Genomic DNA, 24,929 nt, shown 5'->3' with positions numbered 1-24,929 from the left:
ATGAGCACGATACTCCTTGTCGATGACAGTTCGACGGTGCTGATGAGCATGAGCCAGATGTTGCAACGCTTCGGCTATCAGGTGGCCACGGCCATCAGCGCAGAAGACGCTTTCAAGAAGGTGCAGGGGGGCCTTTCCTTCAACCTGATGATCACCGATTTCAACATGCCGGGCAAGAATGGCGCCGATTTGATACGCGCGCTGCGCGGCAGCCCGAAACACCGCTTCACACCGATGCTGGTGCTGACCACCGAGTCGCAGCGCGAGCGGCGGGACGAGGCCAAGTCGGCCGGTGCGACGGGTTGGCTGGTAAAGCCCGCCGACCCGGTCCAGCTTCAGGGGGCGCTGAAGAAACTGCTCCCCAACGGCTGAAGGGGAAGATACGCCATGACATTCATCGTCAGAACGTCGATCCTGATGGCGATCACGGAAGCCGCGTTTTTCCTGCTGTCGGTCGGGCAGATACCCGGGCTGGGCGCGGCTTTGGCCCTGTCGATCGTGGGCCTGAACCACGCGCTGGGCCAACTCGCCCCGGCGCGCGTGCCTGAGCCCGCCACCGGCGAAACCGATACTGCGGCCGACGACGACCCAACGGACACCTGGCAGGTTCCGGTCAGCGCCCCTGCGCCGGACACTGCCCCCTGGGCCCGGGATCTTCCGCAGATTTGCCAGATTTTGGCCAATCAGGCCCGCAACGTGATCGGCGACACCGAGGGGGCCAGCACGTCCTTCGTCCAGAGACTGACCGCCATCGAAGACCGCATGGTTCACCTCAACGCCAAGAGCACCGAGGCACTGGCTTGGGTCGAACGCGTCGAATACCTCGCCGCGCGGCACGAAACCGAACGGCGCGATCTCGACGCCGCCATTCAACAGGCGCAGGATTCCAGCCAGGTGGTGACCGAGGTGATGACCCTGTCGCGTCAGGCGCTTGGCACCGTGCACACGACGGTCAGCAACCTGCGCAAGGAGGTCGAGCATATCGGCAGCATCGCCAAGGCGATCAACATCCTCGCCATCAATGCCGAGATCGAGGCGGCGCGGGCCGGGGATCACGGCGCGGGTTTCACGGTGATCGCCGGGGAAATCCGCAAGATGGCCAACGAAACCCAAGGGTTGACGGTCCGGCTGGAACCGCTGATTTCCAGCGCGCGCACGGTTCTGGACAGGTTCTCAAGCGGTACGAACGGCGAAGGCGCGTCTCCCGAGGACAATATCGAGGACAAGCTGGAACTGCAGCGGGCGGTTCTCGACGACGCGCGGGGCAAGCTGGCCGCACTGGCCCGCGAATTCTCGGAACTGATCGAGAAAGAGCAGGAGACGTTGCGCCGTCAGAACGCGGCCGGAAGCGAGATTCAGACGGAAATCCTTGCGGCCCTCGCCACGATCCAGTTTCAGGACATCGTCCGACAGCAGATGGAGGGGATCATCGGCTCTGTCGACCGACTGTCGCATATTGCCTCGAACGGACCCGATATCGATCCTGCCGCGCTGAGCGACCTGATGCAGGACATGTCCGAACGCTATGTCATGCAATCGCAGCGGGCCGCCCACCAGTCCGCCTCGGGCACGAACGCGGCTGACAAGGACGAACTGCTCGCCATGGAGTTCTTCTAGCCCCCGCGCGCATTGGTCAGCCGGATCGCGCATGCTACAGACGGGACAGACAAATCCCGGAGAGCAGCATGACCATGTCGTTGACCCCGCAGGACCTCGATGCTTTGACCGCCTTGCGACGCGATCTTCACCGTGCGCCAGACCTGTCCGGGGACGAAGCCGCGACCGCGGCCACCGTTGCAGAGGCCCTCGCCGAAACCGGCCCCGACAGCCTGATCACCGGCTTGGGCGGCAGCGGCGTGGCGGCGATATATGCCGGCGCGCGCCCCGGTCCAAGCATCATGATCCGCTGCGAACTGGACGGTTTGCCGATCTTCGAAACCGGCACGGCACCCTACAGGTCGACCACCCCCGGCAAGGCGCATCTGTGCGGGCATGACGGACACATGGCCATCGTGCTCGGGCTGGCGAAACATCTGGGTCGAAACCGTCCCGCCTCGGGACGTGCCATCGTGCTGTTCCAACCCGCAGAGGAAACCGGCGCCGGCGCCGCCGCAGTCATCTCGGACCCGAAATTCGACCAGATCCAGCCGGATATCTCCCTCGCGTTGCACAACTTTCCCGGTCTGCCGCTGGGCCATGTGGCGATCACGTCCGGGGTGATGAACTGCGCGTCTCGCGGGATGAAACTGATCCTCGAAGGGCGCACGGCCCATGCGTCCCAACCCGAAACCGGCGTCTCGCCCGCGCCTGCCATCGCGCGGCTGATCACTCGCCTGACCGCCTTGGGCAAGGGCGGCACGCCCTCTGATCCGGAGTTCTCTCTGGTGACGATCACCCATGTGCGCATCGGGGAGCCGGCCTTTGGCATTGCCCCCGGACGGGCCGAACTTTGGCTGACCTTGCGCACACAACGCGACGACCGCATGGCGGCACTGGTTCAGGCAGCGGAGAGCGAGATCACAGATGCGGCGCGTCCGGACAACCTGTCCGTCACCATCGGATATCATGACATCTTTGCGCATTGCGAAAACCACCCCGAGGCGGTCGACATCTTTCGGCGCGCCATCGAGGACGAGGCCTTCCCCGAAGCAAACATGCCGTTGCCGATGCGCGCCTCCGAGGATTTCGGGCGCTTCGGCAGTTGTTCGAAATCCGCCATGGTGCTGCTTGGCGCGGGCGAAACCACGCCCGCCCTGCACAATCCCGACTACGACTTTCCCGATGCGCTGATCCCCGACGGCGTGCGCCTGTTCGGTCGCTGCCTCCGCAATGTGCTCGGCTGATTGCGTCTCGTCACGGCTTTGGCTACCTCAGGGAAACGGTTTCAAGGAAGGCCATCCGAGATGATGATGATCGACGATCCCTACACGGATATCCGCGACGGTGTACGTGCCCTCTGCGCCCAGTTTCCGCCCGAATATCACCGCAAGGTCGACGAGGCGCGCGGCTATCCCGAGGCATTCGTCGATGCGCTGACCCGCGAGGGATGGATGGCCGCGCTCATCCCCGAGGAATTCGGCGGGTCGGGCCTTGGCCTGCTGGAGGCCAGCGTCATCATGGAAGAGATCAACCGCGCCGGTGGCAATTCTGGCGCGTGTCACGGCCAGATGTACAACATGAACACGCTGGTTCGCCACGGCTCAGACCGGCAGAAGGCCGAGATCCTGCCGAAACTCGCCAGCGGCGAGTTGCGCCTGCAATCGATGGGCGTGACAGAGCCGACGACGGGCACGGACACGACCCAGTTGAAGACGACCGCAGTCAAGAAAGGCGACCGCTACGTCATCAACGGGCAGAAGGTCTGGATCAGCCGGGTGCAACATTCCGACCTGATGATCCTCTTGGCGCGCACGACCCCCTTGTCGGAGGTGAAGAAGAAATCGCAGGGCCTGTCGATCTTTCTGGTCGACATCAAGCAGGCGATGCAATCCGGCATGAGCGTCAAGCCCATCGCCAACATGGTCAACCACGAGACCAACGAACTGTTCTTCGACAATCTGGAAATCCCGGCGGAGAACCTGATCGGCGAAGAGGGTCAGGGCTTCAAATACATCCTCACCGGGCTCAACGCCGAGCGCGCGCTGATCGCCGCCGAATGCATCGGGGACGGCTACTGGTTCACCGACAAGGTGACCGAGTATGTCAGCCAGCGCGAGGTGTTCGGCCGCCCCATCGGCCAGAACCAAGGCGTGCAATTCCCGATCGCCGAGGCCTATATCGAGGTGCGCGCCGCCGACCTGATGCGCTATCAGGCCTGCGCGCTCTACGATGCGGGCAAGCCCTGCGGGGCCGAGGCGAACATGGCCAAGATGCTGGCGGCCAAGGCGTCATGGGAAGCGGCGAATGCCTGCCTGCAATTCCATGGCGGGTTCGGTTTCGCCTGCGAATACGACGTCGAACGCAAGTTCCGCGAGACGCGGCTGTATCAAGTTGCGCCGATCTCGACCAACCTGATCCTGTCTTACGTGGCCGAACACGTGCTTGGCCTGCCGAGGTCGTTCTGATGCGCGCACTCGACGGTGTGACCGTCGTGGCGGTCGAACAGGCCGTGGCCGCCCCTTTTGCCTCGGCCCGGTTGGCGGACGCGGGCGCGCGGGTCATCAAGGTCGAACGGCCCGAGGGCGATTTCGCGCGCGGCTACGATGACGTGGCCGCCGGACAATCGAGCTATTTCGTCTGGCTGAACCGCGGCAAGGAAAGTGTCTGCCTCGATCTGGGCTCGGATGCGGGCAAGGCCGCCCTGACCGAGCTGATCGCGGGCGCCGATGTGCTGATCCAGAACCTGAAGCCGGGCGCATTGGCGCGCCTCGGCTTTGGCCCGGCCGATCTGCGCGCGCGGCATCCTCGGCTGATCACCTGCTCCATCTCCGGCTATGGCGACGACGGCCCCTTGGCCGACCGCAAGGCCTATGACCTGTTGATACAGGCGGAATCCGGGTTGTGCTCGATCACCGGCGGCCCATCCGAACCGTCGCGCGTGGGCGTATCGGTCGTGGACATCGCCACGGGGGCGACGGCGCATGCCGCAATCCTCGAAGCGATGATCCGGCGCGGCATCACCGGCGAGGGCGCGGATATCACCGTGTCGATGTTCGACGTCATGGCCGAATGGCTGACCGTGCCCCTGTTGAACCACGAGGGCGGCAAGAGCCCGAAACGCGTCGGCCTCGCCCATCCCTCGATTGCGCCCTATGGCGTATTCCAGCCGAAGAGCGGCGCGCCGATCCTGATCTCGATCCAGTCGGATCGGGAGTGGCGGGCGCTGTGTTCGCAGTTCATCGGCGATGCCGGGATGGGCACCGATCCGCGCCTCGCCACCAATCTGGCCCGCGTCGAGAACCGCGACCTGACCGACCGGATCGTTGCAGAGGCCTTCGCCCGTCTTGATGCCGCCGACGCCATCTCGATCCTGACCGAAGCCGGGATCGCGCTGGCCTCGGTCAATGACATGGCCGGACTGGCGGCCCATCCGCATCTGCGCAGGATCACGCTGGAGACACCGGGCGGCCCGGTCAACCTGCCAGCGCCGGGGGCGCAGTTCATCGGAGAGCCGCGCGCCTATGGCCCCGTGCCCGCGCTCAGGTCAGACGCACCGGAAGATTGAGCGGTCCGCGAAATCCGAACCCCTTCCAGACCACGCTTTCCGGCTCGACCAGACGCATGTTCGGAAACTTGTCGAAGATCATCGGGATCAGCGTCCGCCCGACCATCATTCGCGCCATATGGGTGCCCATGCAGTGATGCGGCCCTGACCCAAAGCTCTGATGCGGCGCGGGCTTGCGCAAAGCATTGTAGAGGTGCCCGTCTTCGAACACCTCTTCGTCGTGGTTGGCACTGGCCTGACAGGTCATCAGCACCGTGCCCTTGGGGATGTCGCAGCCCCGGATTTCCGTGTCCTCCAGCACCAGACGGCTGGAGACCTGAATCGGCGCAACCCAGCGCACGCCCTCCTCGAAGGCCGCCTGCCAATTGCCGCTGGCCTTGATCTCTTCAAGTTGGCCGGGGTTGCTGAGCAGGCCGTAAAGGATGGTCAAGGCCGCGTCGCGCGGTTCGTTGATCCCGCCACCGATGGCGATCTTGATATTGGCAACGATCTGGCTTCGCGGGATCGGGTTTTCGGCGTGAATCATGACCGACAGGGCCGACTGGTCGGGCGCATCCCGCAGACGTTTTTCATTGGCCGCGATATTGGCATTCATCGCCACATTGGCCTTGGCCACACGTTCGAACGGCTCGTCGAACCAGCCGAAATTGCCCGCCCCGTCGATCAAAGCCTGCGACCAATGCTGCATCTCCTCGTCCGAGGCGTCCGGCATGCCCATCGTTTCGGCAAGGATGCGCGCGGCCAGGGGCCCCGCCAACATCGGGAACAGATCGATCACCTCGGTCTTGGGCAGCCGATCCAGATATTCCTCGGCGAGCCGCTCGTACATCGGGCCCCAGATGGTCTTGAGGTTGCGCGGGCTGAAGGTCGGCATCATCGCATTGCGTTCCGCGAGGTGTTCCGCGCCGTCCTTGCGCATCAGGGTATGCGCCTCGAAAGCCTTCTCCATCGGGGTCGACGGATCGTTCGAGCTGAACAGTTCCGGATGGTCCTTCACATGGCGACAGTCGGCGGCCTTGGTCAACAGCGTGCGCTTGACCGAGGGCACCTGCACGACCGGGGTCTCTGCCCGCATCTGCCGGTAGACCGGATAGGGGTTGTCGATCATCTGGTGAACGGTGACGTCCTCGCGGACCGGTGCCATGGCCATCTCGGTGCTCCTCCCTTTGGGACACTGGATAAGGGGCCGCCAATCATGCAACAATTGGATAATGCTGATGCAGACTATCGAATTTTCGAATGGAGCTACCCTTGGCCGAGCCGTCATCGAACATGGATCTCGCCGCGCTGCGCGTTCTGGTCTTGGTCCACCAGTTGCGCTCCTTCACCAGCGCGGCCGCGCAATTGGACGTGAACCAATCCGCCGTCAGCTACACGATCGAAAAGCTGCGGCGGTTCTTTGGCGACCCGCTGTTTTTCCGCCAAGGCGGACGTGTCATTCCAACCGAACGTTGCGACGGGCTGGTGGTGCAGGCGATCGATCTACTGGCGCAATTCGACCGCATGGCGGCGCCTGCCGTTTTCTGCCCCAGCGAGGCCGAAGGCACCGTGACCGTCGCGTGCAACTACTATGAGCGTCTGCTCTGGCTGCCGACCATCCTGCGCAACCTGCAACGCGAGGCGCCGGGATTGCGGCTGCGCCTCGTGCAGGCGACCCATTTGGGACCCGACCTGCTGAAATCCGGCGAAGCGGACCTGCTGATGGGCCCGATCGTTCCGGAAGCCAGCGACTATTTCTGCCGCACACTGGTCGATGACCGGTATGTCTGCGTCATGGATGCGGCAAACCCCTTGGCCCCAGCCCCGCTCACGGCCGCAGACTACCTTGCGGCGCGGCACGTGACCGTCAGCTACGGTGCCGATTGGCGATCGGGATACATGCGCGACCTCGAAGCGGAGGGTCACGCCTTGAACACCATCATCGACGTGCCAAGCCCCGCCGGGATCGACCAGCTGCTGGCGGGGACCGACCTGATATCGACCATTCCCGCGCGGCTGGCGGCGCAGCTGACAGGACAGATGGTCCACCTGCCCTGCCCGTTTCCAGCTCCCTTCCGGATATCGCTGGTCTGGACCACGCGCACACATCACGCGCCGATGCATGCATGGCTGCGCAAGTCACTGGTCGATAGCGTCCGGACCACGCTGCACGCCACGACGCAGGATCAGCCCGCCCGTACCGACCGGGCCGCCGAAGCGGGCGCCGGGGCCATGTCCGGCGCGCCCGACGCATCGGTGATGAAGACCGCGACCTGATCGGCCAGCCCGCCCGCATCGCTCTTGAGCATATGCGCGGCGGCGGTTGCCTCTTCGACCATGGCCGCGTTCTGCTGGGTCACGCGGTCCAGATTGGCCACGCCGACATTGATCTCGTCCAGACCGCGTGCCTGTTCCCCGGCCCCCTGCGCGATCTCTGCGACCATGTCCGAGATTTCGGCGACCTTGGTCACCATTTCCTGCAGCGCATTGCCTGCACGCTCCACCAGTTCGACGCCGCTCTGAACCTGTTCGGTCGATCCGATGATCAGGTCCTTGATCTGTTGCGCCGCCTCTGCCGATCGCTGGGCAAGCCCCCGCACCTCGGAGGCTACCACGGCAAAGCCCTTGCCGGACTCGCCGGCGCGCGCCGCCTCGACCCCCGCATTCAAAGCCAGAAGGTTCGTCTGGAAGGCGATGTCGTCGATCACGGTGATGATTTCCGAAATCTGGTCCGAACTTTTTTCGATCTCGCCCATGGCCGAGATCGCCTCGCGCATGATCTCGCCGTTGCGGGTCGCGATTTCGCGGGCGTTGCGCACCGTTGCATCGGCATTGCCGGCATTCTGGGCGGCAGCATTGACGCTGTTGAGCAATTCCTCGAGCGCGGCGGCAGATTGTTCCAGCGTCGCCGCCTGCGTTTCGGTGCGCTGCGACAGATCATCGGATGCGCGCGAGATTTCCTCGGCAGAGCCGGTGATGTTCGTTGCGCTCTGCCGGACCTTCAGGATCGCGGTCCGAAGGGAGGCGACGGCGCGGTTGAAGTTGTTTCGCAGCGCCTCGTATTCGGAGGGGAACGTTTGGGTGATTTCCTGCGCCAGAACCCCCTCCGCCAGCCGGTCAAGGGCCTGCGACAGTTCCTCGACCACGCGCGTCTGTTCCTCCATCTGGCTGGCCCGTTGCGCGTCGGCATCGCGATTTGCCTTCAGCGTCGTCGTCAGATCCTGAAGGTTCTGCGCCATCGAACCGAATTCATCGCGGCGCGCGGTCATTGCCAGTTCGAGATCATAATCGCCCTTGGCGACCGTGGCGATTGCGCCGGTCATCTGGTTCAGGGGTCGCCCCAGCGTCCGGCGCAGCAGCAACGTGGACAGCAGCGACAGGACGACGAACAGACCAACCGCGATCATCAGGATTTCGAGGTTCTGGCTGCGCACCGCGGCCAGTTGCACATCGGCGGAGAACGCCATCGCCATCGCACCGATCACATCACCGCCGGGTTCGGCATAGATCGGCTCGGCCCGCATCAAACCGGACTCGCCCGACACCACGGCAGCATCCGCAAGGGCGGCGGCGGCAAGCGCGGCCAGTTCTCCGGACAGGTCGGGGTCATCGGCGACGCCACTTTCGGCCAGCACATTGCCCTCGAGATCGAGGACCAAGCCCCCTCTGCCAAGATCGCCCGCAAGCGCGAGACTGTTGTCGATGGTCTCCTGCACTTTCGGGAGTGACTTGAAACGGATCGGCTTGACCAGTGCCTCGGCAGTGGACAAGGACGCCTTGTCAAGTTGCTCGATCACCCCGTGTTTGGCCAGACCCTCTGTCAGGCGTGCGGACTGGTAGGCCATGGTGCCGGCGACGACCACCGTCGTCACCGCCATGATGCCGGCGCAACGCAGAAAAACCGAGTGCAGGGCCATGCCCCAAACACGTGTTCTGTTCGATTTGCTCATTGTATCCCCCAAAACAAAAGACTGCGTTGCGCCTGCCGTGGTCACATCAACAGTTCAGCATCGACCCCCACGGTCATCGCGCCAATCGGTGCCCCCGTGGCGGGATCGGTGATCGTCACCGAGATCTGGGCCTGATAGGTCTGGCTCGATTCATCGAACTCGATTTCCGAGAAGTGATGCGCCCCGGCGCCGACGGCATAGGTCTGTTGCCACTTGTCCTCGTCGCCCTGCCAGTAATCGGAGGTCGCGTCGGAGGCGGCGACGTTCAGGCCCACCCCATCCATGATGAAGATCTCGGTCACCGCACCGCCCATCGCCTCGACCTGCGCCCGCAGGTAATCGGAGGCCGCGTTGAACAGGACAGGGTCGATCGTCGGCGTGGCACTGGTGCCCACCTCCGCGCGCCAAGCCTGATCGAGTTCGTCGATCCGGGCGGCGTCATAGCCAAGGGTCGTGACGTTCTGGCCATTGATCGCATCGATCACCACGGGGCTGGCCGCCCAGCCCATGATATGTTCGGTCAGAAAGCCCTGCATGGCCTCGACGGGTTCTGCCGCCTGCGCGGCGCCGGACAGCGTCGCAAGGAAAGTCGTCAGCATCAGTGCGCGTTTCATCTTTACCTCCAGTTGGAATGACATCCCGAACCTTAGGCGCGGGCGTCCTTCCAGCTGGTTAAGTATCGGTAAAATTGGAAATACCTTTTCCGAGCGGTCTTGCGGGGATTGCAATTCCCGTACCGGGCTGACTAGCTGGACACACGCACTGCCGGAGCCCGCCATGCCCTATGTCATCCTTGCGCTTGCGATCATCGCGGAAACCATTGGAACCACGGCACTTCAGGCCAGTCAGGCCTTTACCCGCCCGCTGCCGTCACTGGTAGTCGTGATCGCCTACGCGGCTGCGTTCTACCTGCTGGGACATGCGCTGAAATACTTCCCCGTCGGGCTCGCCTACGCGCTGTGGTCCGGCCTCGGAATAGTGACAATTGCAGCAATCGGCCTTTTCGTCTTCGGTCAGCGGCTGGATTTGCCTGCCATCATTGGAATCGGACTGATCCTCGCCGGCATCCTCGTCATCAATCTGTTTTCGGACACCACGCCGCATTAGACATGAAAAAAGCGCGCCCCCGAAGGGACGCGCCGTAGATCTCGACTTGGACAAGATCAGAAGCGGAAGTTGCCGCGCAGCATGAAGGTCTGCGCTTGGGCATCGACCCCGGTGCCACCGATGTCGTTGAAGTTGTGGCCAAGCGCCTCGCCCCCGACAGAGAAGTTGTCGGTGACCTTGTATTCGACGCCGACACCGCCGACGGCACCAGTGGAATCACCGATCGACGTGTCGATCTGGGCGGCACCGGCCGTTGCATAGACCAGCGTCCGGCCGAAGTCATAGCCGCCGCGCAGCTTGAGCCGCTGCACATTGTCGACATCGACGCCGGCAAGGTTCACGTCGCCGCCATCCTGGTATTCGTATTCGCCACCCACGACGAAATCGCCGAGGTCATAGTCATAGCCGATATGGCCGGCAAAAGTTTGGTCGTTGTCGCTGGCACCGCCCGCTTGCGCGTCGAGGTTGCCATAGCTCAGACCACCGTAGAAGCCGGTCCAGTCGCCGCCATAGCTGACGGGGGCCGGTGTTGCGGGCTGCACGACCACCGCGTCCGGCGGCGGCATGTCGGCGCCACCTGCAAATGCGGTGGTCGCGGTCAGGGAAGCGACTGTCGCAATAAGAATGCGTTTCATGGAGCACGTCCTTTCTGTCTGCTCTGATCCGTTGGCGCTGATTTGTTTTGCGCCTCGTGATACCTGCTCAACTATGGGCTCTGCCGCGAAGTTCCACTTCACAAGCATTTGATAAGCGGAAGTTTTCCGGACTCGAGGCTCGGATGAGCGGGGCTTGGCTCAAAGCCCTGCCCGGCACGGTGTTGGATCGGCGAACAGCCGCCGGTTCCCGCCTTTTCCGAGACATTCCCGGGCTGGTGCGACCATGCCACACCCAATCGCCCGTTTTTCTCTGGCCTTTTGACCCAGACCCGGCTAGGGGCCTGCCAACCCCTGAAATAAGGACGAGACCCATGGAATTGCGCAATGTCGCGATCATCGCCCACGTTGACCACGGCAAGACAACCCTGGTTGACGAGCTACTGAAACAATCCGGCGCCTTCCGCGCCAACCAGGCCGTGGCCGAGCGCGCCATGGACAGCAACGATCTGGAACGCGAGCGCGGGATCACCATCCTTGCCAAGGCGACCAGCGTCGAATGGAAAGGCACGCGGATCAACATCGTCGACACGCCCGGCCACGCCGATTTCGGCGCCGAGGTGGAACGCATCCTGTCGATGGTCGACGGTGTGGTACTGCTGGTGGACGCCGCCGAAGGCCCGATGCCGCAGACCAAGTTCGTGACCTCGAAGGCGCTGGCGCTTGGCCTGCGCCCCATCGTGGTGCTGAACAAGGTCGACAAGCCCGACGCGGAACCCGACCGCGCGCTGGACGAAGTGTTCGACCTGTTCTCGAACCTCGACGCCGACGAGGACCAGCTGGACTTCCCGCATCTTTATGCCTCTGGCCGCTCCGGCTGGTGTGACGCCGAACTCGATGGCCCGCGCAAGAACCTCGACGCGCTGTTCCAGTTGATCGTCAACCACGTGCCGCAGCCCAAGCAGGTGAAAAAGCGCGATGACGACTTCACCATGCTGGCAGTGACGCTGGGCGCCGACCCGTTCGTGGGCCGGATGCTGACGGGCCGGGTCGAATCCGGCAAGCTCAAGGTTGGCCAGACCGTGCAGTCCATCAGCCGCATCGGTCAGAAGATCGAACAGTTCCGCGTGACCAAGATTCAGGCCTTCCGCGGTCTGCAACAGCAGGACATCGAAGAGGCCGAGGCAGGTGACATCGTCTCCATCGCCGGGATGACCAAAACGACCGTCGCCGACACGATCTGCGCGCTGGCCGTGGACACGCCGCTGGCAGCCCAGCCGATCGACCCGCCGACCATCACCGTCACCTTCGGCATCAACGACAGCCCGCTGGCGGGCCGTGACGGCAAGAAGGTGCAATCGCGCGTGATCCGGGACCGCCTGTATAAAGAGGCCGAAACCAACGTCGCGATCCGCATCAAGGACACCCCCGGCGGCGAGGCCTTCGAGGTGTCGGGCCGTGGCGAACTTCAGATGGGCGTCCTGATCGAAAACATGCGCCGCGAGGGCTTTGAACTGTCGATCTCGCGCCCGCAGGTCATCATGAAAGAGATCGACGGCGTGATGAACGAGCCCGTCGAAGAGGCCACCATCGACGTCGATGACGAATACTCGGGTGCCGTGATCGAAAAGATCACCGGCCATCGCAAGGGTGAACTGGTCGAGATGCGTCCCTCGGGCGCGGGCAAGACCCGGATCATCGCCCATGTGCCCTCGCGCGGTCTGATCGGCTATCACGGCGAGTTCCTGACCGACACGCGCGGCACCGGCGTGCTGAACCGCGTCTTCCATGGCTGGACCCCGCACAAGGGTCCGATCCCGGGCCGTCGTCAGGGCGTGCTGATCTCGATGGAAAACGGCGAGGCCGTGGCCTATGCGCTGTGGAACCTCGAAGATCGCGGCAAGATGATGATCGGCGCACAGGCGCCCGTCTATCAGGGCATGATCATCGGCGAGCATTCGCGCGACAACGATCTCGAAGTGAACCCGCTCAAGGGCAAGAAGCTGACCAACGTCCGCGCCTCGGGCACGGACGAGGCCGTGCGCCTGACCACGCCGATCACGCTGTCGCTGGAAGAGGCCATCGCCTATATCAACGACGACGAACTGGTCGAGGTCACGCCGAACGCGATCCGTCTGCGCAAGCGGTATCTCGATCCGCATGAGCGCAAGCGCATGTCGCGTCAGCCGTAAACGCCTGACAGGTCAACGAAAACGCCCCGGTCGCAAGACACGGGGCGTTTTTCTTTGGGCGCGGGTCTCGGGCGCGTATCCAGTGCCCAGAAAAGCGAAGAGGCGCGGGGTGGCAGTCCCCGCGCCTCTCCTTAGATGAAAAAATGCAAATTACTTGCAGGCCGCCTTGCGGGCGATGTAGTGGCCCGGCGATTTCATGTGCTTGCTCTCTTTGTAGACGGCGGGGTACCACACCTTCACCATCTGGCCGTCCTGCCACTCCCACTCGGTGTGGGACGCCATGATCAGCTCCTTGGAGTAGGAATAGGTGGCCGGAACCCAGACTTTGTCGTAGCACGCGACGACTTTGCCTTCCCAGGCAAAGGCCGGAGCGGCCAGGGTCGACGCGGCAAGGATGGCGCCAGCAAGAACTTTTTTCATGATCTTTCTCCCAAGAAAAATTGAAGGTGAGAGAAGCTTAGCCAAGATTTTCGCGGGGGCGCGACAGGAATTCCTGACCTAGACCGGCAAAATCGTCCTTTGACCCCGAATTTGGTCCAAAAACCGGGAATCTGTGCCTGTCCTGCCATAGTTTCCAAATGCTTTTGCCCCGAACTAGGGGTTGTGGATATTTCCAATTCGGAAACAATTCTTGGTATCGAAAAAATTATGCCTCTTCGGGCACCTGCCAGCCCCAAAATGACACGAATCAGTCGCTTTCCGAAGCCGCTTTGCAGCGGCAAGCGAGCGCCTGCCGATCTTGGAAAAACCCGCGGCGAAATTACGCCGAACACTTCAAAGAAGAACTGTAACTTCCGCCCCGGTCGGCAAAACACCGCCACTGAGGACCTCGGCACACCACCCGCCATGACCGCGCATGGCATTGTACCCACCTGCCCCCAACACCGTTTCCATGCGCGAACAGGGCGCGCAGGGCACAGTCAAGGACAGTTCAACATCGCCGATGCGCAAACCAAATTCGCGTGCAGCGGTCAGATTGAGCCCGCTCACCACGATATTGCGCCGCAAATCTGCCGCCGACACCTCCCGCCCGGCCAAGGCCGCAATCACCGGAAGATGCTCTGCCTGTATCAAGGTGACGGCGCGTTTGCCAAGCCGCCCGTGATCGCCCAGCAACCCGTCAGGCGTGACCTGTGCCTCTGCCACCACGGTCATTCGCTCCTTGCGTGCAGAGCGCAGGCCGATCCATTCCACTTTCCCGGCATGCGGGAAAGTGCGCCTCAGATCGGCCAATGTCCTCACTCGGACGTCTCGACCACCAGCAGCTCACGTTCGGACGCGCCGCGCGCATGGCTGAGCGCCTCTTGGTAGGCGTCGGAGTGGTAGCAGTCGACAGCCGCCTCCACCGAGGGAAAGCGCGCCACGACGTTTCTAGGCCGGTCCTTGCCTTCGAGTTGCACGTAACGTCCCCCGCGCGCGATGAAACTGCCGCCATGTGCGGCGATGGCCGGCCCGGCAAGCTTGGCATATTTGCCATAGGCTTCTTCATCGGTGACGGTGACATGAGCGATCCAGAGAGCGGGCATGGCGATACCTTTCCTTATGGTGTGACGCTGTCCCGGGCCTGACCCGGGACCTCGGTCTTAGCCGGCGATCACGGCTTCTGCGGCCTTGATGGCGGCATCGGCAGCGGAGGCATCCTTCGCCCCGCCTTGCGCCATGTCGGGACGGCCACCGCCGCCCTTGCCCCCCATCTCTGCCACGGCGGCCTTGACCAGATCCACGGCGCTGACGCGGCCCGTCAGATCATCGGTGACACCGGCGGCCACGGCAACCTTGTCACCATCGGCGATCAGCAGCACCGCGCCCGAGCCGATGCGCGCCTTGTGCTCGTCGATCAGCGGCGGCAGGTCCTTTCCGGTCACGCCCTTCAACACCTGCGCCACGAATTTCACACCGTCGATCTCGCGCGTCTCACCGCCCGTGGCATCCTGCGCGCCCCCAGCCATGGCCAGCTGGCGACGCAGGGTCGCGACCTCGTTGGTCAGGTCCTTGACCTTGGTCAATTCGGATTTGATGCGCTCAACCATCTGATCCGGCGTGGTTTTCAGCTCGGATGCAAGGGTCGCCACGACCGCGCGCTGCGCCCTCAGATAGGCCTCGGCCCCCGGTCCGGTCAGCGCCTCTATCCGACGCACCCCGGCGCTGGAGGCACTGTCGCCCAGCAGGACAAACGCGCCGATATCTCCGGTCGCCGCCACATGCGTACCGCCACACAATTCGATCGAATAGGTCTGGCCGTCGTTGCCCTTACCCGAGCCGGTCTGACGGCCCATCGACACCACGCGCACCTCGTCGCCGTATTTCTCGCCGAACAGCGCCTGAGCGCCGATGGCACGGGCGTCGTCGGGCGTCATGATCCGGGTCGAAACAGGCGTGTTCTGGCGGACATAGGTGTTCACCTCGTCCTCGACGCGCTGCAACTCCTCCGCCGACAGCGCCTTGCCATGGCTGAAGTCGAACCGCAGGCGATCCGGCGCATTCAGCGAGCCGCGCTGCGCCACGTGGTCGCCAAGCGCGCCGCGCAGCGCCTCGTGCAGCAGGTGGGTGGCCGAGTGATTGGCACGAATGGCCGAACGCCGCTTGTGATCGACCTCCAGCCCCAGCGCGTCGCCCTTCTTGATCGTGCCATTGGTCACGCTCACCGCATGGGCAAAGATCTTGCCCCCGCCCATCTTCTGGGTGTCGGTGACGTCGGCCCCCTCATCCTCGTTCTCCAGACGGCGCAGCCAGCCGGTGTCGCCGACCTGACCGCCGCTTTCGCCGTAGAACGGCGTCTGGTTCAACACGACCACACCGGTCTCGCCCGCCTTCAGTTCCGCAACCTCGGCCCCGTCGCGCACCAGCGCCAGCACCTGCCCCTCGGCGGTTTCGGTGTCGTAACCAAGGAAGTCGGTCGCGCCGTGCTTTTCGGCCAGTTCGAACCAGACGGCGGAATCGGCCGCCTCGCCCGAGCCCTGCCATGCGGCACGGGCCTTGGCCTTCTGCTCGGCCATGGCGGCATCAAACCCGTCGGTGTCCACGGACCGGCCCTTTTCGCGCAGCGCGTCCTGCGTCAGGTCCAGAGGGAAGCCGTAGGTGTCATACAGCTTGAACGCCGCCTCACCGGGCAGCGCCGCATCCTCGGGCAGGCCCGCCAATTCGTCATCCAGCAGTTTCAGCCCGCGATCCAAGGTCTGCTTGAAGCGGGTTTCTTCCAGCATCAAGGTCTCTTCGATCAGCGCCTGACCGCGCTGCAATTCCGGATAGGCGCCACCCATCTGGCGCACCAAAGCGGGCACCAGCTTGTGCATCAGGGGATCGGTCGCGCCCAGCAGATGCGCGTGGCGCATGGCACGGCGCATGATCCGGCGCAGCACGTAGCCGCGACCATCGTTCGACGGCATCACACCATCGGCAATCAGGAAGGACGTCGAGCGCAGGTGGTCGGCGATCACGCGATGATGCATCTTGCCCGGCCCGTCCGGGTCGACGCTGGTCGCATGGGCCGAGGCCTCGATCAGCGAGCGCATCAGGTCGGTGTCGTAGTTGTCATGCTTGCCCTGCAATAGGGCGCCGATCCGCTCCAGCCCCATGCCGGTATCGATCGACTGCATGTCCAGCGCCTTCATCGAGCCGTCCTCGAACTGCTCGTTCTGCATGAAAACAACGTTCCAAATCTCGATGAAGCGATCGCCGTCTTCCTCGGGGCTTCCCGGAGGGCCACCCCAGATGTGGTCGCCGTGATCGTAGAAAATCTCGGTGCAGGGGCCACAAGGCCCGGTCGGCCCCATCTGCCAGAAATTGTCGGAGGTCGCGATGCGGATGATCCGATCCTCGGGCACACCGACCTTCTTCCAGATCTCGAAGGCCTCGTCATCGGTATGATAGACGGTGGTCAGCAGCCGCGAGGGGTCGATGCCGAATTCTTTCGTCACCACTTCCCAGGCAAAGGGGATCGCCTCGGTCTTGAAATAGTCGCCGAACGAAAAGTTGCCCAGCATCTCGAAGAACGTGTGGTGCCGCGCAGTATAACCCACATTGTCCAGATCGTTGTGCTTGCCCCCCGCCCGCACGCATTTCTGCGCGGTGGTCGCGCGGACATAGTCGCGCTTCTCGACGCCGGTAAAGCAGTTCTTGAACTGCACCATGCCCGAGTTGACGAACATCAGCGTCGGGTCATTGCGCGGGACAAGCGGGCTGGACGCCACGATCTGGTGTCCCTGCTTTTCGAAGTAGTTCAGAAAGGTGGAACGAATGTCGTTCAGGCTGGCCATGACGCGCCCCTCAAGTCTTGGGTTTGCGCTTCATGTATCGCTCCGCAGACGCACTGTCCATAAGGGTGCGGGGCACAGCTGCCCGCCAACTCTTCTTTGGTCCAAAAATACCTTGGGGGGTGAATTGGCCGAAGGCCAAGAGGGGGGCAACGCCCCCCTCCCCGGTCGACGCGCAAAGCGCGCCGAAACTCATGCGACGATCAATCCTCGTCGTCGACCATATCCGGATCGTCTTCCGGCATGTGAAAGTCCAAACCGTGCGCCGCACGGATCTTGTCCTCGATCTCCAGCGCGACGCGGGTGTTCTCGCGCAGGTAATTCTTGGCGTTCTCACGCCCCTGCCCGATCCGCTCGTCGCCATAGCTGAACCACGCGCCGGACTTGTCCACGACACCAGCCTTCACACCAAGGTCCAGCAGCTCGCCCATCTTCGAGATGCCTTCGCCATACATGATGTCGAATTCAACCTGCTTGAAGGGCGGCGCCACCTTGTTCTTGACGACCTTGACGCGGGTCTGATTGCCCACGACTTCGTCCTTGTCCTTGATCGCGCCGATGCGACGGATGTCGAGACGGACGGAGGAGTAGAATTTCAGCGCGTTGCCGCCGGTGGTGGTTTCGGGCGAGCCGAACATCACGCCGATCTTCATGCGGATCTGGTTGATGAAGATCACCATGCAATTGGACCGGCTGATCGACGCCGTCAGCTTGCGCATGGCCTGGCTCATCAGGCGGGCATGCACGCCGACGCTGCTGTCGCCCATATCGCCTTCAAGCTCGGATTTTGGCGTCAGCGCCGCAACCGAGTCGACCACGACGAGGTTGACCGCGCCGGACCGCACCAGTGTGTCGGTGATCTCAAGCGCCTGCTCGCCCGTGTCGGGCTGCGAGATCAGCAGTTCGTCAAGATTGACACCCAGCTTCTTGGCATAGCTCGGGTCGAGCGCGTGTTCGGCATCGACAAATGCGCAGACACCGCCCTTTTTCTGTTCCTCCGCAACCACATGCAGGGTCAGGGTGGTCTTGCCGGAGGATTCGGGCCCGTAGATCTCGATGATCCGCCCCTTGGGCAGACCGCCGATCCCCAGCGCGATATCGAGGCCCAGAGAGCCAGTCGAGGTCGACTCGATATCCTTGAGCGCGTTCTCACCGCCCAGTTTCATGATCGAGCCCTTGCCGAACTGCCGTTCGATCTGGGCCAAGGCGCTGTCGAGCGCCTTTTGCTTGTCCGCGTCGCGCTTGTTGCTCATAGAAAGGAGATCTGCCGTTGCCATTTGGTTCGGGTCCTTATTCCACATGCCGATGGTCACGGCAATCAATAGGTTTGTTCACCTCTTGTTCACCAACCTTAATGGGACCAAAACGTGAACAGTTCAAGTCAAATCTTTCCTTTCGCAGCTTGCCGCAGGAGGGTTAAAGATGTGTTGACGCAAGATGGAGTCAGCGATGCTCGTTTTCTGGAAACAACGGCTTGTCATGCTGGCCGTGCCCAAGACGGGGACATCCGCCTATGCCCGCGCGCTGGCGCCGCACGCATCGATGGTGGTCAACGACCCGCCCGAGCTCAAACACGCGCCGATCTATCGCTACAACCGTTTCTTCAGACCCATGTACGAAAAAATGGGGGCCGAGCACATGGATATCCTGGCGGTCATCCGGGAACCGATCGACTGGCTGGGGTCGTGGTATCGCTATCGCCAACGACCTTTCCTCGCCGGGCGCCCCACCTCGACCCAAGGCATGGATTTCGATACGTTCTGCCAAGCCTACGCGACAGGCGAGAGACCGCCATTTGCGAATGTCGGCTCGCAGGCGAAGTTCATCGAGCCGAGGCCGAACGGTGTCTCGGCCACGCATCTGTTCAAATACGAGAACCAGTCAGGGCTGCTGGATTTCCTGTCGGACAGGCTGGGGGTCGAGATCGACTTGCCGCGCGCCAATGTCTCGCCCAAGGCCGCTCTGGCGCTGTCGGACGAGACCGAAGCCAAACTGCGCCGGAAATGCGCCGATGATTTCGCCGTCTGGGAAAAGGCGGTCTAGGCTTGGGTAGGATGGGTCCTAACCCATCCCACATTCGATCGGCTCAGTTCAACTGCTGGTGCACGATTTCAGTCAGGTCGGACAGAGAGAACGGCTTGGCGAGGAACACAGAGTTCGGTATCTCCTCGCTGCCCTCGCCGAACACATCCTCGGCATAGCCGGACACGAAGACCACATTGGTGTCAGGCCGCGTTTCACGCGCCTTGCGCACCCAAGTCGGTCCGTCCATGCCGGGCATCACCACGTCCGTCACGAAGATGTCCACGTGCAGGTCGGCATCCTCCAGCTTGTCCAGCGCATCCTCGGCGGTCTCCGCCTCGATCACGGTATAACCGCGCAAGCGCAGCGCACGCGCCGCGAAGGCCCGCACCGGTGCTTCGTCCTCCACCAGAAGCACGACCCCGGAGCCTTTCTGCGGCAGCTTGCGCGCCGGCGCCACCTCCGTGGGAACGGCCTTTTCGACGGGCGCCTCATGCGCAGGGAACAGCAGCGTAAAGCAGGTGCCCTGCCCCACCACGCTGTCGACAAAGATGAAGCCGCCGGTCTGCTTGACGATGCCGTACACCGTGGACAGGCCCAGCCCGGTGCCCTCGCCCGGGCGCTTCGTGGTGAAGAAGGGCTCAAAGACCTTTTGCAGCTTGTCCTTGGGGATGCCCGTGCCCTCGTCGGTGATCCGGACCGAGACATAAGTCCCCGGCGCCACCACCGCCCGATCACGAGTCAGCGGTTCGCGCAGCACGCGGCGTTCGGTTTCCACGACGATTTCGCCGCCATCGGGCATGGCGTCGCGGGCATTGACCACGAGGTTCATCATGACCTGCTCCAACTGACGGCGGTCGCCGCGCACCGGTGGCAGGACGGGGTCGTGTTTCAGCGTCAGGCGGACCTTCTCGCCCACGAGACGGTTCAGCAGATGTGCGAGATCCGACATGGTGTCGCGCAGGTCCATGACCTCGGGCTGCATGGTCTGCTTGCGTGAAAAGGCCAGCAATTGCCCGACCAGAGCTGCCGCGCGATTGGCGTTCTGGTTGATCTGAACCAGATCGCCATAATCGGGGTCGCCCTGATCGTGGCGCAGCAAGAGCAGGTCGCAATGGCCTGAAATCGCGGTCAAAAGGTTGTTGAAGTCGTGCGCGACCCCGCCCGCAAGCTGGCCGATGGCCTGCATCTTCTGGCTTTGGACGAATTGCGCCTCGAGCGTTTTCAACTCGGTCGCGTCGTTCAGCACCGCCACCAGTGCAGTCACGCCATTCTCGACCACGCGGTTCAGCGTGACCTGCACGAAGACCTCGCAATCCTCGCGCGTCAGCCGCAGGAATTCGGAGCGGTGCAGGTCGCGGCCCTCGGCGGCTTCCTTGAGCCAGTCCTTGATGGCGCGGCCCAGCCCTTCCATGTGCTCGACAAGGTTGCCGGGCTTTTCGCGGCTCAGGTTGAGCATCCGGCGCGCCTCGGAATTGGCGCGCAGGATCGTCCCGTCGGGCGACACCTTGATCAGCGGCACCGGCAAGGTCTCGAACCCGCTGCCCGGCTCGGGCTGTTCACTGTGATCCGGCAGGGGCGCAAGCGTCACTTCGAGACGGCCACCGCCGATATCGCTGGTCTGGACAAGCACCTTCTGGCGGCCATCGCCAACCGTCAGCTGATGCACCCCGCCATTGCGCAGGGGCAGATCGAGGAACACCTCTTCGAGCCGCTTGGGCCGCTGGCCCAGCAATTCGCGCGCCGCCGCGTTCAGGAACAGGATTGCGCCGTTGCGCCCCAATGACATGACCGGGCTGCGCAATTCGCGCGGGACCGCCCCGCGCGAGATCTCCGCCTCGAACCGCCACAGCACGAGACGGGGCGAAAACACCCGGACCTGCACGCGATAGCCTTCGGCATGGCTGGTGATGTCCTCGGAGGCCGCACCGGAGCTCAGCGCCTTTTGGTAGAGCCGGTAAAGGATGCCTTCGGAACTGGCGAAAATCTCGCGCAGCACCTCTGCCAGATGCGCCTGCGGACGGGGCGCAAAGCGCTGCCGCGCAGTCTGGTTGGCGTAGAAAATCTCGCCCTCGGAATCGGTGATGAAGCAGAACGCGGTTTCACGATCGATGATTTCGGCGACGAGGCCGCGTTTGCGCACCGCGCGGCGGCGTTGCAGCATGTCGAAGGTCAGCCAGCCCACGGCAATCGCACCAAAGGTGCCGGTCGCCGCCAGCGCCGCCACCTGTGCCACGCGGTAATCCACGATAACCGACACCACGAGCGACATGCAGGCGAATATCAGCAGCAAGGCGGCCCCGGCCACCGGTGAAAACACCCATCTCTCTGCGTTCGGCCGCATTCCGATATCCACGCTCTTCCCCCGTCCGGTTCCAGGTCCGATCTCGATTCGGTCCCCGTCATTCGAAGCAATTCCCGTTAATGCGACGTTAACCCAATCAAAGATTCTCTCAATAGTTGCGTTGCGTCGCATCTTTTCGGGTGAGGCAGGCCACGAAAAAGCCGTCTCCGCCGTCTTCGGGCAGGAATTGCCGCGAGGTGGTGACGGACCAATCCGGGTTCCGACCTAGGAAGGCGTTGATCTGGTTGTCGTTTTCCTCGGCAAGTACGGAACAGGTCGCGTAGGCGAGCACGCCGTCCGCGCTCACCAACTGCGCACAGGTCTCCAGAATGTCGGCCTGAACTTGCCTCAACGTCACGAGATCCGTGGCGTTCAGACGCCATTTGCCTTCGGGCGACCGACGCCACGCCCCGGACCCGGAGCAGGGAACATCGCACAGCACCAGATCATACTGGCCGCGAGGGCGGTCGACGGGCTTGATATCGGCCCCGGCGCGCGCGGCGCGGGCGGGCAGATCGGACATGCGGCGGGGATTGGCGTCATGCGCCTCGATCGTGCCGCGCGTCCGGGCCGCCATGGCCAGCGACTTGCCGCCACCCCCGGCGCAATAGTCGAGCACGCGCAGGCCCGGTTCCAGGGGAAGCATGGCACAAACTGCCTGGCTTGCGGCGTCCTGCAACTCGACAAGCCCGTCCGTGAAGGGGGCGCTGTTGGCGATCTTGCGGGCGCCTTCGGTGACCTGCAAGGCGGTCGGCGCAAGGGGATGCGGCTGCGCCTCGATCCCGGCCTCGGCCAGGGTGGCGATGGCATGATCCACGTCTGTTTTCAGCAAGTTGGCCCGCAGAAAGACCGGCGCGCGCTGGCGCAGGGCCTCGGCGATCCCGGCAGCGGCGTCGCCATGGCCCGCGACCAGCCGCTCGGCGATCCAGTCGGGCAGATCCCAGCCCTCGTAGCCTTGGGGGGCATGGCCCGTGCCGTCGTCGGGCGCAAGGGGCGCAGGCGCGTGGCCCTCGCCGGTGAACAGGGTTTCGGGCGCGATGCCTTGCGCGCGCAGCAGGCCCAGCACCCGGGCGCGGCCCGTCTCTCCGCCGCCCAAGGCCGCGGTTGAGCGCCACATCCGCAGCACGTCAAAGACGTGGTCGCGCACGGCGGCGCGGTCCTTTGACCCGGCATAGCGCGCGCCCCGCGCCCAGTTGGTCAGGGCCTTCTCGGCGGCGTCGCCCGCGATCACGCGGTCCAGCACCTCGATGGCGGCCTGAAGGCGCGCCGCCGGGGTCACAACGCGCCCCGCTCGAATCCGTCCCCGACCGCCGTCAGCCGCGCGAATTTCTGCGGCCCCAGCATGTGCGAGCCCGACCAGACCAGCCCGTCGCGCGCGATTTCGGCCAGCGCGTTGCGGCGCGTCTCGGCGGCCTGCGCGCCATCGGTGTCATACATCGGCGACAGCGACGGATCGGGCAGTTGCAGCGCCTCCGAATGGACGATGTCGCCCACCAGACGCAAATTGCCGATCTTCAACCCGCAATGGCCATTCGTATGGCCCGGCAGGTGCCATAGCGTGATGCCATGGCCCAGATCGGCGCCGTCCTCGAACAGGCTGAGCCTGTTCGCCCGGTCGATGACCTGCGCGCCGGGGCCGTCGGTGTCACGCCATTGCACCGCCTCAAGACGGTGCATCAGCACCTGCGCCTGCGGAAAGACCAGCCGGTTGCCGTCAAAGCTGCCGCCCACATGGTCGCGATGCAGATGGGTATGGATGATGCGGGCAATATCGCCCGGCGCGATCTCCAATTCGGCCAGAAGCGCCGCCAGACGCCCGGCTTTGGGGCCGAACTGCGTCCCACAGCCGGTATCGACAAGGTCGATCCCGCCCGCATGGCGCAGCACATAAGCGTTGAATTCCGACGCGATGCCATCCAGCCCGGCGCGCTCCAGCCGCGCGTCACAGGTGGCCGTGTCCAGCGCGGGAAAGACCTCCGGGCCGAACACGGTCTCGCCGTCGGTGAGGCAAAGAACCTCGACCTCACCAACGGTGTAGCGATCCACGCCCCGCATCAGCCGATCCGGTAGTTGGGGGACTCGCGCGTGATCTGCACGTCGTGCACGCCCATATCAAGTATTCCTTTTCAATAACTTACAGAACACTTGCACCTGCCCTGCATCTACTTTTTCCCAATGCTGCTGCTGCCGCCCATTCATCTTGGACCTTTGTGTCGTCCAATCGAAGGTCGATTGCGCAATGCTTCTGTACTTCTGGCCACCATTCTTCTTCAAGTGCTTTCCGAACCGGGTCGAGATGCGCGAGCTTCTGCGCAAATATATCAGCGTTGTACGGCTTCCGTCATTTTGCCGAAACTGCCGCCGCTCTTTGCTGTCAAAGACGGAAATATGACCAACAGCCATGGAAAGGCTCCTCGCTGGCACTCGCATCTCAAGCCAGTCAATGAGTGTGTGCCGGAAAGAGTACCAGTTCACACGCTTTGCTTTCTCCTCGCCAAGGGCGCGCTTTGCAATGCGGTGAATGATCTGCGTTCCGTTGCGGCCAGTGAGCCCTTGAGATCGGTAGTGAATGAGATGCAGGTCAGGTCCGGCAGAAGACACCGCCTCCGGCACGACCCAAAACATGGGACCCGTCACCGGGATGACGGGCTTCACCTTCCGAGTTTGAAGCTGCCCGCTGGGAAGCGTGTCGATAGCATCGAAATCCCAAAGAACTTGGTCGATGCGCATTTGAGTAAAGACACCGCTTCTGCTGGCGCAGCCAAGCTCAAGCAACATCATGTGGAGATGATGCCGACATTTACACGCGTGGATCAGCTTGCCGATTTCTTCGAAGGTAAGGTGCCGACCCTTCGGTGTCCTATCAATTGGCGCGGTCGTCCCAGGAACCCGGATCGCCGGAACTGGGCTCGGGCCAACGACGATACGTTCGTCAATAAGAAAGTTGAGGGTCGCCGCAGCGATATCGACGATGTCCTTGATAGTGTTGCGCGAGAGCGGTTCGGTTCTTGCGCCCTGCTTCTCGTCGCGATTGTCCCCAAGCCACGGAGGTATTTTTTTAACTTCATCGCCGATCATACGATCGCGCATCGCGCGGATCGCATCCGGCAGTTGGCTCGCGGGGACTTTTGCAAGCATAGGTTTGAAATAGAGCTTGTAAAGTTCGTCCAAACGTCGCTGGCGCCCCAAGGAGAGAGTCGGCTTCTTTTCACGCTTGTAGAAATGCCACAACTCTTCAAACGTCGGCTTGGACGTGTCGCGGTTTGATGCCGCTCCTTTGATAGCATTTATTGCAGCAAAGGAGACGAACCATGGGACTGAAACG

22 protein-coding genes are annotated in these 24,929 nt (G+C 63.2%); 9 read left to right on the top strand and 13 right to left on the bottom strand.

The features are described from left to right. From D8Z78_RS07890 to D8Z78_RS07870, 5 genes are all read left to right on the top strand, one after another. A complete protein-coding gene (locus tag D8Z78_RS07890) occupies window positions 1-372 on the top strand; it encodes a response regulator (protein WP_121629839.1) in 372 nt (123 codons plus the stop codon). Window positions 373-387: 15 nt separating this feature from the next. Continuing rightward, the gene (locus D8Z78_RS07885) at window positions 388-1,617 is read left to right on the top strand and encodes a methyl-accepting chemotaxis protein (RefSeq protein WP_121629840.1); all 1,230 of its coding nucleotides are present in this window, start codon (window positions 388-390) and stop codon (window positions 1,615-1,617) included. A 68-nt stretch (window positions 1,618-1,685) separates the two neighbouring features. Beyond that, window positions 1,686-2,843: an amidohydrolase gene (locus tag D8Z78_RS07880; protein ID WP_338064675.1), complete on the top strand. Its 1,158-nt coding sequence runs from the start codon at window positions 1,686-1,688 to the stop codon at window positions 2,841-2,843. A 60-nt stretch (window positions 2,844-2,903) separates the two neighbouring features. Then, the gene (locus D8Z78_RS07875) at window positions 2,904-4,064 is read left to right on the top strand and encodes an acyl-CoA dehydrogenase family protein (protein ID WP_121629841.1); all 1,161 of its coding nucleotides are present in this window, start codon (window positions 2,904-2,906) and stop codon (window positions 4,062-4,064) included. Continuing rightward, complete coding sequence (locus tag D8Z78_RS07870) at window positions 4,064-5,164, top strand: CaiB/BaiF CoA transferase family protein (protein WP_121629842.1); 1,101 nt, start codon at window positions 4,064-4,066, stop codon at window positions 5,162-5,164. The genes D8Z78_RS07875 and D8Z78_RS07870 overlap by 1 nt, the downstream gene beginning before the upstream one ends. Here the strand turns inward: D8Z78_RS07870 and D8Z78_RS07865 are convergent. After that, entirely contained in the window at window positions 5,139-6,314 is a 1,176-nt protein-coding gene (locus tag D8Z78_RS07865; protein WP_121629843.1) for a cytochrome P450, read from the bottom strand. The genes D8Z78_RS07870 and D8Z78_RS07865 overlap by 26 nt on opposite strands. 89 nt (window positions 6,315-6,403) lie before the next feature. Here D8Z78_RS07865 and D8Z78_RS07860 point away from each other — a divergent pair, with 89 nt between their 5' ends. After that, on the top strand, window positions 6,404-7,420 hold the full coding sequence (locus tag D8Z78_RS07860; protein WP_121629844.1) for a LysR family transcriptional regulator: 1,017 nt from the start codon (window positions 6,404-6,406) through the stop codon (window positions 7,418-7,420). Here D8Z78_RS07860 and D8Z78_RS07855 read toward each other — a convergent pair. Then, window positions 7,330-9,021, bottom strand: coding sequence for a methyl-accepting chemotaxis protein (locus D8Z78_RS07855; RefSeq protein ID WP_164932917.1), 1,692 nt, complete (start codon window positions 9,019-9,021; stop codon window positions 7,330-7,332). The genes D8Z78_RS07860 and D8Z78_RS07855 overlap by 91 nt on opposite strands. Before the next feature lie 113 nt (window positions 9,022-9,134). Beyond that, on the bottom strand, window positions 9,135-9,707 hold the full coding sequence (locus tag D8Z78_RS07850; protein WP_121629882.1) for a hypothetical protein: 573 nt from the start codon (window positions 9,705-9,707) through the stop codon (window positions 9,135-9,137). Between the two features lie 163 nt (window positions 9,708-9,870). Here D8Z78_RS07850 and D8Z78_RS07845 point away from each other — a divergent pair, with 163 nt between their 5' ends. Next, the gene (locus tag D8Z78_RS07845; RefSeq protein ID WP_121629846.1) at window positions 9,871-10,200 is read left to right on the top strand and encodes an SMR family transporter; all 330 of its coding nucleotides are present in this window, start codon (window positions 9,871-9,873) and stop codon (window positions 10,198-10,200) included. Between the two features lie 56 nt (window positions 10,201-10,256). Here D8Z78_RS07845 and D8Z78_RS07840 read toward each other — a convergent pair whose 3' ends face one another. Next, a complete protein-coding gene (locus D8Z78_RS07840) occupies window positions 10,257-10,835 on the bottom strand; it encodes an outer membrane protein (RefSeq protein ID WP_121629847.1) in 579 nt (192 codons plus the stop codon). A 332-nt stretch (window positions 10,836-11,167) separates the two neighbouring features. Here D8Z78_RS07840 and typA point away from each other — a divergent pair, with 332 nt between their 5' ends. Continuing rightward, window positions 11,168-12,985: a translational GTPase TypA gene (gene typA / locus D8Z78_RS07835; protein WP_121629848.1), complete on the top strand. Its 1,818-nt coding sequence runs from the start codon at window positions 11,168-11,170 to the stop codon at window positions 12,983-12,985. 150 nt (window positions 12,986-13,135) lie between these two features. Here the strand turns inward: typA and D8Z78_RS07830 are convergent, their stop codons facing one another. The 5 genes from D8Z78_RS07830 to recA form a co-directional block, all read right to left on the bottom strand. Further along, complete coding sequence (locus D8Z78_RS07830) at window positions 13,136-13,405, bottom strand: hypothetical protein (RefSeq protein ID WP_121629849.1); 270 nt, start codon at window positions 13,403-13,405, stop codon at window positions 13,136-13,138. A gap of 354 nt (window positions 13,406-13,759) precedes the next feature. Further along, window positions 13,760-14,179: an MOSC domain-containing protein gene (locus D8Z78_RS07825; protein WP_420824308.1), complete on the bottom strand. Its 420-nt coding sequence runs from the start codon at window positions 14,177-14,179 to the stop codon at window positions 13,760-13,762. A gap of 44 nt (window positions 14,180-14,223) precedes the next feature. Continuing rightward, window positions 14,224-14,511, bottom strand: coding sequence for a DUF1330 domain-containing protein (locus D8Z78_RS07820; protein WP_121629851.1), 288 nt, complete (start codon window positions 14,509-14,511; stop codon window positions 14,224-14,226). Window positions 14,512-14,568: 57 nt separating this feature from the next. Then, window positions 14,569-17,241 carry an alanine--tRNA ligase gene (alaS, locus tag D8Z78_RS07815; RefSeq protein WP_121629852.1) on the bottom strand — a complete coding sequence of 891 codons (2,673 nt, stop codon included), beginning with the start codon at window positions 17,239-17,241 and terminating at the stop codon, window positions 14,569-14,571. Window positions 17,242-17,441: 200 nt separating this feature from the next. Beyond that, window positions 17,442-18,515, bottom strand: a complete 1,074-nt coding sequence (recA, locus tag D8Z78_RS07810) for a recombinase RecA (protein WP_121629883.1) — start codon at window positions 18,513-18,515, stop codon at window positions 17,442-17,444. A gap of 172 nt (window positions 18,516-18,687) precedes the next feature. Between recA and D8Z78_RS07805 the strand changes: the two genes are divergently transcribed. Next, window positions 18,688-19,281, top strand: a complete 594-nt coding sequence (locus D8Z78_RS07805; protein WP_121629853.1) for a gamma-glutamyl kinase — start codon at window positions 18,688-18,690, stop codon at window positions 19,279-19,281. A gap of 43 nt (window positions 19,282-19,324) precedes the next feature. Here the strand turns inward: D8Z78_RS07805 and D8Z78_RS07800 are convergent, their stop codons facing one another. The 4 genes from D8Z78_RS07800 to D8Z78_RS24555 all read right to left on the bottom strand — a co-directional run. Beyond that, entirely contained in the window at window positions 19,325-21,604 is a 2,280-nt protein-coding gene (locus D8Z78_RS07800; protein WP_121629854.1) for a hybrid sensor histidine kinase/response regulator, read from the bottom strand. 109 nt (window positions 21,605-21,713) lie between these two features. Next, complete coding sequence (locus tag D8Z78_RS07795; protein WP_121629855.1) at window positions 21,714-22,883, bottom strand: RsmB/NOP family class I SAM-dependent RNA methyltransferase; 1,170 nt, start codon at window positions 22,881-22,883, stop codon at window positions 21,714-21,716. Continuing rightward, entirely contained in the window at window positions 22,880-23,659 is a 780-nt protein-coding gene (locus tag D8Z78_RS07790) for an MBL fold metallo-hydrolase (protein ID WP_121629856.1), read from the bottom strand. The genes D8Z78_RS07795 and D8Z78_RS07790 overlap by 4 nt, the downstream gene beginning before the upstream one ends. A 57-nt stretch (window positions 23,660-23,716) precedes the next feature. Then, window positions 23,717-24,929: site-specific integrase (locus D8Z78_RS24555; protein WP_164932916.1), on the bottom strand; the 1,213-nt coding region annotated here is incomplete at its 5' end.

The sequence above is a fragment of the Tropicibacter alexandrii genome (assembly GCF_003667315.2).
GTDB lineage: Bacteria > Pseudomonadota > Alphaproteobacteria > Rhodobacterales > Rhodobacteraceae > Tropicibacter > Tropicibacter alexandrii.
The sequence above is the reverse complement of the archived record's forward strand: the minus strand, read 5'-3'. Positions and strand labels throughout refer to the sequence as shown.